This is a genomic window from Calothrix sp. CBUCES-K 9914, assembly GCF_059640475.1.
The window spans coordinates 1-11,322 of record NZ_JBXXZH010000277.1; the positions used below are offsets into that span (position 1 = coordinate 1).

12 protein-coding genes and 1 pseudogene are annotated in these 11,322 nt (G+C 38.3%); 5 read left to right on the plus strand and 8 right to left on the minus strand.

Features of this window, described 5'->3' with window-relative positions; all coding sequences use genetic code 11:
* Both AC2JBO_RS37540 and AC2JBO_RS37545 read right to left on the minus strand, forming a co-directional pair.
* Positions 1-1,384: nickel-dependent hydrogenase large subunit (locus AC2JBO_RS37540; RefSeq protein WP_496958727.1), on the minus strand; the 1,384-nt coding region annotated here is incomplete at its 3' end.
* 117 nt (positions 1,385-1,501) lie between these two features.
* On the minus strand, positions 1,502-2,464 hold the full coding sequence (locus AC2JBO_RS37545; protein ID WP_496958728.1) for an NADH-quinone oxidoreductase subunit B family protein: 963 nt from the start codon (positions 2,462-2,464) through the stop codon (positions 1,502-1,504).
* 1,007 nt (positions 2,465-3,471) lie between these two features.
* Here AC2JBO_RS37545 and AC2JBO_RS37550 point away from each other — a divergent pair.
* The 3 genes from AC2JBO_RS37550 to AC2JBO_RS37560 all read left to right on the plus strand — a co-directional run bounded on the left by AC2JBO_RS37550 (position 3,472) and on the right by AC2JBO_RS37560 (position 5,039).
* Positions 3,472-4,425 carry a tetratricopeptide repeat protein gene (locus AC2JBO_RS37550; protein WP_496958729.1) on the plus strand — a complete coding sequence of 318 codons (954 nt, stop codon included), beginning with the start codon at positions 3,472-3,474 and terminating at the stop codon, positions 4,423-4,425.
* Positions 4,426-4,523: 98 nt separating this feature from the next.
* Positions 4,524-4,790 (plus strand): asr0689 family protein, encoded by a 267-nt coding sequence (locus AC2JBO_RS37555; protein ID WP_496958730.1) that lies wholly within the window; start codon positions 4,524-4,526, stop codon positions 4,788-4,790.
* 24 nt (positions 4,791-4,814) lie between these two features.
* Positions 4,815-5,039: a hypothetical protein gene (locus AC2JBO_RS37560; protein ID WP_496958731.1), complete on the plus strand. Its 225-nt coding sequence runs from the start codon at positions 4,815-4,817 to the stop codon at positions 5,037-5,039.
* 266 nt (positions 5,040-5,305) lie between these two features.
* Here AC2JBO_RS37560 and AC2JBO_RS37565 read toward each other — a convergent pair whose 3' ends face one another.
* The 5 genes from AC2JBO_RS37565 to AC2JBO_RS37585 all read right to left on the minus strand — a co-directional run bounded on the left by AC2JBO_RS37565 (position 5,306) and on the right by AC2JBO_RS37585 (position 7,566).
* Positions 5,306-5,674 (minus strand): hypothetical protein, encoded by a 369-nt coding sequence (locus AC2JBO_RS37565; protein ID WP_496958732.1) that lies wholly within the window; start codon positions 5,672-5,674, stop codon positions 5,306-5,308.
* Between the two features lie 301 nt (positions 5,675-5,975).
* Entirely contained in the window at positions 5,976-6,311 is a 336-nt protein-coding gene (locus tag AC2JBO_RS37570; protein ID WP_496958733.1) for a hypothetical protein, read from the minus strand.
* A gap of 220 nt (positions 6,312-6,531) precedes the next feature.
* Positions 6,532-6,843, minus strand: a complete 312-nt coding sequence (locus tag AC2JBO_RS37575; RefSeq protein WP_496958734.1) for a hypothetical protein — start codon at positions 6,841-6,843, stop codon at positions 6,532-6,534.
* Between the two features lie 2 nt (positions 6,844-6,845).
* On the minus strand, positions 6,846-7,130 hold the full coding sequence (locus AC2JBO_RS37580) for a hypothetical protein (RefSeq protein WP_496958735.1): 285 nt from the start codon (positions 7,128-7,130) through the stop codon (positions 6,846-6,848).
* A gap of 19 nt (positions 7,131-7,149) precedes the next feature.
* Positions 7,150-7,566: a hypothetical protein gene (locus tag AC2JBO_RS37585; RefSeq protein ID WP_496958736.1), complete on the minus strand. Its 417-nt coding sequence runs from the start codon at positions 7,564-7,566 to the stop codon at positions 7,150-7,152.
* Between the two features lie 597 nt (positions 7,567-8,163).
* Between AC2JBO_RS37585 and cysK the strand changes: the two genes are divergently transcribed.
* Entirely contained in the window at positions 8,164-9,123 is a 960-nt protein-coding gene (cysK, locus tag AC2JBO_RS37590; protein ID WP_496958737.1) for a cysteine synthase A, read from the plus strand.
* A gap of 841 nt (positions 9,124-9,964) precedes the next feature.
* Positions 9,965-10,594, plus strand: coding sequence for a LabA-like NYN domain-containing protein (locus AC2JBO_RS37595; protein ID WP_496958738.1), 630 nt, complete (start codon positions 9,965-9,967; stop codon positions 10,592-10,594).
* Positions 10,595-10,622: 28 nt separating this feature from the next.
* Here the strand turns inward: AC2JBO_RS37595 and AC2JBO_RS37600 are convergent.
* Positions 10,623-11,322, minus strand: a pseudogene (locus AC2JBO_RS37600) (hypothetical protein); the annotation flags it as partial.

Consider the following 11,322-nt stretch of genomic DNA (forward strand, 5'->3'; position numbering starts at 1 on the left):
TAATTTGGTAGTTCTTAATTTTACCACCTTGAACATCTATCCAGTGACACAAGGCGCCGCGTGCTGCTTCAGTGGCGCCCCAACCACGTCCATCTCTTTCAGTAGGCTTAATGTACCAGTCATCGTTAAGACGAAATTCGCGCAGGCAATGTTCAGCTTGACGATATAATTTAACGATTTCGTGCATTCGCGCAAGTTGTCGTAGATGAACATTGGCGCCACGCATTTTCTTAAAGACATCAAGTATAAAACCGTCGTGGTGTTGCCAAGACTCACCGTGTTTACCACCTGCCACAAGTTGACGAGCCAGAGGTCCGGCTTCAAGTCTACCCTGATTTTGATGCAGTACTGCTGTTGACCAAGAGTAAGCATTATTGAAGTCTTTTTTATTATTAGGGCTAGGTTTGGTAGTGCGGTCGAGGGGATGAATATCAATTTCGCTTTCTTCATACCAAGAATGAGTCATATTTTCACGAACAAACTCTTGGTTCATTGAGATATGAGTATCACTAAAGCTGTCATATACACCGCTCTTCATAATCATCGCCGCATTTCGCCCTTCGATGGTGGGTTTTTGATATTTAGTTTCGTGTGGTAAATATCCCCAACTAACATATCGTCCAACACCGGCGCCAAACTTATCGAGTCCAACATCCAAACCCATTCGCCAGTATAGTCCTAAATCAGAATTCCAATGTTCAGGCTTTTCATTCAGCCAAGTCATGAAATCATCATAGTTACGAATTTCTTCATACCGTTCCAACGAACACCCTAACCATACAGCTTCAATCCAATTACGTCGGAAAAATTCTAAAATTGACCAAGCGCGCGTAACATCAGTCAAAGTTGGAGCGCACATCACACCCCCAGGAACCATATAACTTGAGTGTGGCCACTGTCCACCAAACAACGCATAAATTTCTACAGGTTTGGCAGAAAGTGTTATACCCTGTTCATAAGACTTTCCAGTAAAAGCAGAAAAACGCTTACAAGCTTCTAAATAATAAGGACTGTGACGATACTTTTGGTGCGTTAAATCTATTGCGAATAACCCATAGAAATATCGTGGTATACTTTGTAGCGTTTCTGCTAACTGCCCAAGATTGCGCGCCAAAATCGCATTACGTGGAACTTCGGTTCCCCAAGCAGTATCAAGCGCCCATGCTGCACTCGTTAAGTGAGAGGCACCGCAAATTCCACATACACGAGGTGTTACAATTAACCCTGCTTGCGGGTCTTTACCGCGTAAAATAACTTCAAACCCACGAAAAAGTTCAGCATGTGTCCAAGCGTTGACAACTTGTCCTTCTTCTATTTCAACACGAACATCTAAATCACCCTCAACTCTGCCAACTGGTGAAATATCTAATATTTGAGTCCCCATTACTCTCCTCTCTTGTTTCGATTTGTTGATGGATTTGCAACGGATTCAACGGATGTAACGGATATAATTTCTCATACATCCGTTACATCCGTTACATCCGTTACGTAATCCGTTGCCCTAAACAGTAAAAAAGTCTTCTTCTGCCCATTCAGGCATCATATCTTTTGAGACCATTGTCAAAATAGCGTAACCTGTTTTATTTACACCTGGTGGTAAGTCTTTTGGCACACCCATAAGCGTTTGCGTTTTAAAAACTGTCCCTGGCTTGAGGTCATAGAAAGGAAACTCAGGTTCAGTACAACCAATACAAGGCATTCCCGCGCGCGTCTTAGAAGATACACGATTCCAGAGAATGCGGTTACAAGAAGAATGAGTCATAGGTCCACGACAGCCAAGGTCATAGAATAGACAACCTTTGCGTTGACCAAATTCACCAGTTGAAGCTTTGTAAGCGAAGTGAATATTACGAGTACATCCTGTTTGAGTGAAAGACTTGAAGAAAGTTTGGGGACGATGCAGTTCATCGAAGGCAATATCACCAATGCGTCCGGTGGCAATTGCCACTAAAATTTGGGTAATCCAATCTGGGTGGGCAGGACAACCGGGAATATTAATTACAGGTAATCCCGATTTAGCCTTAAAATCTTGACCCAAAAATCCGCCTTCAGAGCGTTTTAGGAATTGTAAACCTTTTGATTCGCTGGGGTTAGGCGCCATTGCGGGAATTCCTCCCCAAGTAGCACAGTCACCAACAGCCACAACATAGTTAGCAACTTTAGATAAATCAGCTAACCAATCTTTCATTGGACGGTCAGCGAATCGATTCCACTCACCAGTGCCATTTGGTGCATTCACAACCGAACCTTCAAACACCAAGATGTCTAAAGGAGTGTTTCCCAACACACAATTCCACAACAAAGTTTGAAGATTCTCACCTAACTCCAGACCAAGCGATGGATGCCAAAGTAAATTAATACCAAAGTCAGCTATTAAATCACAAGCTGTAGGGTCGCTCGCGTTTAGAAAAGACATGGTATTTCCGGAGCAGGCGCCACCTTGCAGCCATAATACGTTAGTCATTTTGTTATTTACTTTCCGATTTTAGAAACCCGGTTTCTAATGATAATTGTATTGTATTATATTCAATACTTTTTTAGCTTACCCTTATGCAAAAAAGACAAAATTTTGTTAAGTGTTCAAAAATAACTTTTTTAGTTTACAGCAGCCCGTAAAATACGCCCTCTAAAATGATTTTATAACAAATTTAAATAAATAGGAACCTGAAAAAGTTAAATCAGCCAATTAATAATTAAACTGCATCAACTTTTCTATTTTCAAGTATTTTTATTGTCACCCAATATACTAAAAATATTTATATAATTTATTTAATAAGTATAAAATATATAAATTTTTGTTAAAGCTTGCATTTAGAGGATGTTTGAAAAGTATAAAATTAAACTATAGACTTAGAAAATCCCCCCAATCCCCCTTAATAAGGCAGGGCTGATTCATTCTAAAAAGAATAATACCAGGCGCCTATAAATCCGCCGTTAACAAACAAGATTTTAGTGGTTGATTAACCGAAAAATCATGCTTCTAGCTTTTATCTCTAGAGAATGAAACAGCCCTGCCCTTAATAAGGGGGGCTTAAATGCCTCTTTTTGCCCCTTATTAAGGGGGGCTAGGGGGGATTAAATATAACTTTTAAAACATCCTCTTACAAGCTTATTTTTAAAACTAAATAATATTACTGTGTTTATGGTAGCATCAGTGACACTGATGACCGTGAAAATATTTGTAAAAAGCCTCTATAAATTTATAAATTAATTGTTTTATATTGAAGGTGGATTGAGTAAAAGCAATCTAACATAGCCCCAAGATTTGTTCTAAGATTTATAACGTGCGAGTTGTATTCAAGGAAGTAAGTCAACTTAATTCATGAACAAACAGTTATCTGTTAACTATTAATAGTTAACCAAGTATATATATTGATTTAGGTGAGAAACTAGGTTATGAGCGCGGATAGCTGCCATTTAACCTTCTTATTAGTTTTTTAAATCCTCACATACTCCTCACTCACAGCAGCCATGTCCTCTAGTATTACAGATTCCACAGTCAAAGCGGCAATGGAAGCAGTAGCATCCGATGCAACAACTGAAGAAAAGATAATAATGTTAATCGAGTTAGCACAAGGTTGTCAAAAGGCGCCCAAAACACCAAAAGATTTGCGTTCGGCTGTATCACTGTACTATCAGGCATATGAATTATGTAATAACGATTATCCTTTATGGAAAGCCAGGGCAAAAGTAGGAATGGCAGGTGCCTTACAAGCGATACCATCAGCGGGAACAGATATACTTTTACAAGCCAAAGAGTCTTATGAAGAAGCTTTGTTAGTAATGTTAGCGGAAAACATACCGCAAGAAGTCGCAGAAGTTCAAATGAACTTAGGTTTAGTATTGCAGTCGTTAGCAAATTATAATTTGGCCCGTATCACCGACAGCATCAAAGCGTATACAGAAGCATTACGATTTTTTACTTGGGAGGAATTTCCACAAGAATACGCAATTCTACACAATAATATTGCAATTGCGTACCTTTCAATGCCTTTATCATCAGAAAAAGAGTATTTACAGCATGGTTTAGCAGTTCAATCATTTGAAACCGCACTTAAGCACATCAACTTGATAGAGCATCCTAAAGAATATGCAATGCTACAGAACAACTTAGGTAATGCGTTGCAATACTTACCTAGTTCGCATCCAGTAGAAAATAATTTGCGCGCGCTCAAAGCATATGACGAAGCATTAAAAGTTCGCAACGCTTACGATACACCACTTGAATACGCAAACACCATTGCCAACAAAGCCAACGTCTTATTAAACATCCCTGATAACTTAGAACACCCAGAACTCGGAAACGCTGAGAACTTGATGCAAGCGCGCGAACACTACCACCAAGCATTCTCAATCTTTACCCAACACGAACAAACAGAACAAGCAGAAATAATCACACAAGCATTATCAGATATTTCAACGTAGGGTGCGTGACGCTATAAAAATCCTAAACGGAGCCAATGATCTAGTAGCGTCACGCACCTTACTTACAACGAGCAAAGTAAAAACTCTCAACGAAAACAATGGAAGAAATAATCAACGACCCATTAATCAACAAACTCATCACCAGTTTAGCAGCAGGTGACATCAACTTTGTTACAGGAGTAGTTTGGCTAATTGTAGCCATCCTAGTTTCAATGATAGGAGGTGCCATAGGTGGTTTATTACTAGCTAGGGAAGATTTAGGCTACGAACTCTCAGCAATATTAGGCGGATTCTTTGGTCCAGCAGGTGTTATCCCAACAATACTGATAGGACTTTCCGTTTTGAACATACTCACACACTTATAAAGCAATAGTATAAAAGGAGGAAATATGTTAGAGATAGCATGGTTCGCAACTCGGCTATTTCTCAAAGGTAAACTACTACGTGACCCGGTTAACTTTATCAAACAGGTAGTAATTGGTACAGTGATTGGACTATTATTATTTCTCTCACTAGCACAACTTCAAATACCATTAGGGATAACTGTTGTCGTATCCAGCTTGTTAACTGGCATCGTCATGCCCTACTTATTCAAAAATTTCAAAATGAAATGATTCTCCCAACCCCCTTAACAACCTATGCCTAAAGGGGGGAATCATTTTCTTTTCTCTGATATTCCTATGTATCAAAATTACACTAATTATATCAATTCGTTTTATAAAACAGCGCTTTTTTTGCGTTCACGGAGTGTCTCCGGAGGAGAATAAATACTTAATTAAACAAAAAAATCGTAACAATAGTCACACGAAACTGTAGAGACGCACGATTATGCGGCGCCTCTACGTAATGTTGTATGTATCGCAATTGCTACAAAATAATATTAAATCCAATCGCGATATGCAGTAATTTCCGAAATGCTGATTTCAAAAGGCATCCCCTTACCAGTGGGAGGGTAAACTCGAATTTTTGCGTTTTTAGAAAAACCTTCAAGACGACTACCAATTTGAGGAATGTTGCTAACTATGTGCCAGTAGCTAACAACATCAGGGCAATCAATAATTAATCTTAATGTCGAAGGTTCGTATGTCACATACCACTGACAGTTTGATAATAATGCCTGGGTAATTCGGTCGCAGTCTTCATACACACACCTTGCAATCGAACGCTCAAGTTCTACATGCATCATTTTATCAAGCTGCGTAACCGTTTTTGGCGGCATATCATCGGGAGACTGTGAGTTTTTGTTCATAAATTCAAACCATTAATGGGCGCCGATAATTAGAAGTTGTAAGTTATGAGCGAAAAGATAAGAAACCAAGCTCTATAATTCTACGTAAGGTGCGTGACACCATCAGATGATTGCTTCGTTTAAGAATTGTTATAGTGTCACGCACCCTACATGTTTGACCAATACCACCTGTTAATTTATTTTAGTTTATTGCGCGACTAGTATCTTAAGTAGTGATTATCGTAATGACAAAAAATTCCGGTTTGATAAGTGAGAGTATTTGCGATAGTTTGTCACGCAAGTCTTGACGGCTTGAGTTTTGCTATGCTGCTATTAAATGCAATTCTAACCACAAACGTGGGTCTGCATTTTTTAGGCTTGATTTTGGGTCTCGTAATAGTCGTGTTGCATTTAAAAACACAACTTGCATCAATCCCATGTTATCCGCTATCTCTCTTAAAACCTCTTTTTTCGCTTGTAAGTAGGGCATTATATCGTCTGTACAATAAATCCCTACATACCGAATGCGTTTTGGAGGGCGCCCCCAATAAGAGACGATAACTTTTATATAACAGCCGTCTAATAGTTCGCCAACTGTTGGATAGTATTGTTTTAAGATTCTCGTGAATTCTTTTGCGAGAAGGTCTTCAGTATTCATTGTCTTTTGTACCGATTTCCGTAGCGCTTATTACATTACCCAATATAATATAACATGATTATGTTATTGAAATCTGACACAAAAGTTAGATTAATAAATATTTAATTAGTTCAAGTTGAACTATAATATCTATCTCAAGATGATTTGAGTAAATTTAAAAATATTCTTTTGTTATAAGTAACAAAAAAAGGGAAATCAGATTTCCCTTTTTATTATATAATTAACGAGAGTTACGTTCTGATACTAAAATTTCAGCAATTAAAGGAGGAATTTCTTTGAGGTCGGTATAACTATCAGAGCCACTAATGGAAGAAGAAAAAGTATAGTTTGGGTCGCACTCACCAGTATCATAGACTTGAATAAACCACCTATCAGGTAACCCTTCAACTCCAATTTCTGCTACATACCAATACTGACCTAATAACCGCGCGCTAAAAACTACAAACCATTCAGATTCTAACTCTGATATATTCCATTCCTCTATGATAAATTCTAACGCAATATCGCCAGCTTGTTTCGCAGACAATAGCATTATTACTCCTTGACTGGAAGTTCTGGATATAAACCTAGTTGCTTTGATAACTCACGGGCAACATGAATTAAAAACTCGGCGCCTTCGGAATTATCTTCATGAACAAATATTGCAGCAACTTTTAACATAGTTTTAATAAGTCCCGCGTCAAGTAATTCTAAGTTATCTTCCAAGACTTCGGGTTCTTTACCGTTTGGACAGTTAAGCAGCTTATCAATTAACTCAAAGTATTGATTAAGCTTTTCTGGTGATTCTTCCGAAGATATTTGTAGAGGAGTTGTATTCATAACTTTACCTATAATTAAATTACTTATGCAGCCAAATTCTTTCTAATATTTCTACCTGTTGTCTATAAACCTCCGCACGGTATATAAGATATTTTTCATAAGCCAAAACGCTTAAACCTATACCAACAGGAATACATATTAGTAATAATTCTAAAGCCACAATTATTTGATATTTGTTAACTATAAACAAAACACTATTATTTGATTCATGATTTAAAAATGACTTTTCAAAAAGTATATCTTGTTGAGATGCATTTAAAGATTTATTTAGAGGTTTATATAATTTTTCAGAAACACTTAAATCAGAAACAATTAAATTTGTTTTTTCTAAGTGTAAATGCTGTTGCCAAACAATACCAAATACTGCTATTTCAGGAGAAAGTATTGTTAATGTAATTAAACAAACTGTAAAAACTTTTAGTAATTTAGCTTTCATCTTAATTCTCCTGACTCTTGGCAGCGTCTAATTTGAGAGTCGTGAGGGAGCAACCCGTCTTTTATTAAGAAGTCCCCCCCAATTGCTTGAGGGGGTAGAGGGGAATCTCTGCGTAAATCCTATAATGTTTATATCAGTTGCCCCAAAACACCACTCAAAACACGAGTCGGATTGAGTTTATTAGATTTATTGAATCGGTGCCGACAGCCCGCAAAGTTCTGCAAAATAAGCGATATAATAATTTATTAGGGTAGGGGTACTAGTATTTTCAGGACAAGGGACTAGACTTTATGAGCTAGGGTACTGGCATTTACGACCGCTTTTGTGAGTTAAACCTTTTTGCCGAAAATGGCGCTCGTTACTGGGTTTTTCTTGTAATGTCATTCATATAGCCTAAGAGTACTAACTAGTAATCAGACTGTGGTCATATACATATAGGCACCAGTTGAGTCATGCTTAAGATTAAGAAAACTCTTTGATTTCTACAAAAATACAGTCAGAGAAGATTCGAGTAGATAATTTATACCCAACCTTACATAAGGTGATTTCAATCTTTTTTTCTGGTGTAGTAAATTAAGTATTTTAGGAGTTATATAAATGCGGATTGCTCGTGACGTAACCGAACTAATTGGACGTACCCCCTTGGTTCAACTTAATAAGATCCCTTATTCTGAAGGATGTGTTGCCACAATTGTCCTTAAACTTGAAGGAATGAACCCCGCAGCTTCGGTAAAAGACCGTATCGGCGCCAGTATGATAAAAGCTGCTGAGGAACAGGGATTTATCCAACCAGGTAAAACCATCTTGGTTGAACCAACATCAGGAAATACAGGAATTGCTTTAGCAATGGTAGCGGCAGCGCGCGGCTATAAGTTAATTTTGACGATGCCTGAGACAATGAGCTTAGAGCGTCGCTCAATGCTGCGTGCTTATGGTGCTTCTTTGGAATTAACACCCGGAAGCGAAGGGATGCGAGGAGCTATTGGACGCGCGGAAGAAATAGTCGCAAAAACTTCCGATGCGTATATGTTGCAACAGTTTCGTAATCCTGCAAACCCAGAAGTACATCGTAAAACCACTGCTGAAGAAATTTGGTCGGATACAGATGGAAAAGCCGATTTTATTGTGGCAGGTGTCGGAACTGGGGGCACAATTACTGGTGTCGCAGAAATAATCAAACAGCGTAAACCCAGTTTTCGCGCTATTGCTGTCGAACCTGTTAACAGTCCTGTGCTTTCTGGTGGGAACCCAGGTCCACATAAAATCCAAGGTATAGGTGCCGGTTTTATCCCCGATGTTCTCCGCATTGAGTTAATAGATGAAGTTATTAGTGTCAGCGATGAAGACTCAATGGCTTATGGACGAAGACTCGCGCGCGAAGAAGGTTTATTATCAGGAGTCTCTTCTGGAGCAAACTTGTGTGCAGCAATACAGATTGCCAAACGTCCCGAAAATGCTGGCAAGTTAATTGTCGTAATTCAACCTTCCTTCGGTGAACGATACTTAAGTACTCCTATGTTCCAAGATTTAGCATTGGAACCTGCGACAGTTAGTTAAAGTGCTGAGTGCTGAGTGCTGAGTGCTGAGTGCTGAGTGCTGAGTGCTGAGTGCTGAGTGTAAAGTGTTTGATTAGACGCTTTATACTCAGCAATATCTAATTGTTAAAAAAATATTAAATATGTTTTTTAACGTGGATAAGGGCGATAACGTATACTTCTGGCGCCGAATCAAATAATAAAAGCCACAATTTATTACGAAATGTAAAATTTTGTAAATTAATTTGTAGAATGTGGTTTTAGTCGGCGAAAAACTGTAAAAAATAAAGAAAAAATAAAATCTAAGTCTGTGTGGGCATACACGGCGTACACAGGATAAAAGTTAACTTGACTCAAAAAAACTCCATTTCTGGAGGGGTTCTGCCTATCTGAACATATTTGTTTGACATATCTATAATCATTTTTGAAGGATGAATGTTAACTAAGATGGGATTGACAGGCTAGCATCAACGCTTGGGTCGAGCTAGAATATGCCTAACCTTACTGTTTTTGAAGAGACTTTATATTTTTCTTTGAAAGCAGATTTTTACCATTATTCATCTGCCGTTTGAGTTATCAAAAATATACTCGACAGTTCCTTAATTATTAGGAATCAATTTTAAGTAAGTGGCTAAATAAAATATCTATTAAATAAACATCAAAAATCCGTAAGCTAGTTGTGAGTGCAACTGACTCTAAAGTTTGTTTTGAGTGTTTGTACTTAAAACTAATCTTTTTTGGGCGCCAACCACTAGCTGTATTTTGATTTTATTTATTGATACTCATTTACTAATAATTGGTTCAATGCACGTTTAGTTTGGTTTAGTTTAATATTTGTCACGTACTGAGGAGCCGTATACCGAATGCAGCTACTTCCAAGACCTCAGATGAATAATCATCAATTACGGTTGAAATTAGAATCTGAGCAGTCAAACGAACCACCAAGTCTAGAGGTAAAAAAATCACACCCTACCCGTGATAGGCGAGAACGTTTTCAACAAGAAACCGGACGCGTTGCTATTTTCATTGATGGTGCAAATTTATTTTATGCTGCAATGCAGCTCAACCTCGAAATTGATTACGCTAAACTGCTACATCGTTTAGCCAAAGACCGTCATTTAATCCGAGCTTATTTTTATAGTGCTTGCGATAGCACTAATGAGAAGCAGCAAGGTTTCTTGCTGTGGATGAGTCGTAATGGTTATCGTGTAGTTACAAAAGAACTGATTCAATTTCCAGATGGTTCTAAAAAAGCCAACCTTGACGTTGAAATTGCTGTAGATATGATGACCCTCGCAAAGTCATGTGATGCAATAGTACTACTTAGCGGTGATGGCGACCTTGCTTATGCAGTGAATTCAATTGCTTATCAAGGTGTACAAGTCGAAGTAGTTAGCTTGGCATCAATGACTAGTGATAGCTTAATTAATGTTGCCGACTGTTACACAGATTTAGAAGAAATTAAAGGAGATATTCAGCGTAAAAAAATATAGTAGTTAAATCAAACTTTATCAAACTTAATTAAACAGACGAACGAAATAATACCCGTCCAGGTAGTACTTCATCATTAATTTTAGTGTAAACACGTAAGCAAGCAGATACTTCTCCTGGTACTCCACCGATATCAAGTTGCAAGTCGTCTTTTGAACAGGTGTATACATCAGCATAAGTACCCCACAGTGGACGAATTTGCACTCTTATTCCAGCGTTGCGCGCGCGTTCAACAACGCTATCAAGGGTACGACGGGTTTCTTGTTGCAATTTACCCCACCATGAGTAGCGGTCACATGGTGGTAAATATACTAGCGAGTGAATTGCTTCATCTAAATCTAGTCTTGCACGTAGTGTCACAGCAGGGTCAGGGTTATCAACGGTACTTTGAACCCGACGAAATCTTTCAATTAAAACTGTCACATATTTAGAACGCTCGTCTTCACTGCTTAACGACCTTACCCCAAATCGGTCTACACTTTTAAGCGCATGATGAAGTGAAGCATCAATATTAATAAATTTGACACAAGTGGAAACAACTCCTGCGAGAAAAGTCAATTCCTCGCTTGTATCTTCTTGTACTAATTGCTGTGAGATTGGCACCCGGTCAGACAAGCATAAACCTGTTGACTTAATACTTCCAGTTAAACCAGGATACATAATTTCACAGTGATTAAATGGTAGCTGTCTATACACACGGTGGTCTAAATTGGCGCCAACTTCTTCAGCG

Bases quoted from the DNA above. Each gene is read 5' to 3' on its own strand.
- AC2JBO_RS37585 (WP_496958736.1), bottom strand. From the start codon at position 7,566: ATGAAAGCTAAATTACTAAAAGTTTTTACAGTTTGTTTAATTACATTA.
- AC2JBO_RS37575 (WP_496958734.1), bottom strand. From the start codon at position 6,843: ATGCTATTGTCTGCGAAACAAGCTGGCGATATTGCGTTAGAATTTATC.
- AC2JBO_RS37595 (WP_496958738.1), top strand. From the start codon at position 9,965: ATGCAGCTACTTCCAAGACCTCAGATGAATAATCATCAATTACGGTTG.
- AC2JBO_RS37580 (WP_496958735.1), bottom strand. From the start codon at position 7,130: ATGAATACAACTCCTCTACAAATATCTTCGGAAGAATCACCAGAAAAG.
- AC2JBO_RS37560 (WP_496958731.1), top strand. From the start codon at position 4,815: ATGTTAGAGATAGCATGGTTCGCAACTCGGCTATTTCTCAAAGGTAAA.
- cysK (WP_496958737.1), top strand. From the start codon at position 8,164: ATGCGGATTGCTCGTGACGTAACCGAACTAATTGGACGTACCCCCTTG.
- AC2JBO_RS37565 (WP_496958732.1), bottom strand. From the start codon at position 5,674: ATGAACAAAAACTCACAGTCTCCCGATGATATGCCGCCAAAAACGGTT.
- AC2JBO_RS37545 (WP_496958728.1), bottom strand. From the start codon at position 2,464: ATGACTAACGTATTATGGCTGCAAGGTGGCGCCTGCTCCGGAAATACC.
- AC2JBO_RS37550 (WP_496958729.1), top strand. From the start codon at position 3,472: ATGTCCTCTAGTATTACAGATTCCACAGTCAAAGCGGCAATGGAAGCA.
- AC2JBO_RS37570 (WP_496958733.1), bottom strand. From the start codon at position 6,311: ATGAATACTGAAGACCTTCTCGCAAAAGAATTCACGAGAATCTTAAAA.
- AC2JBO_RS37555 (WP_496958730.1), top strand. From the start codon at position 4,524: ATGGAAGAAATAATCAACGACCCATTAATCAACAAACTCATCACCAGT.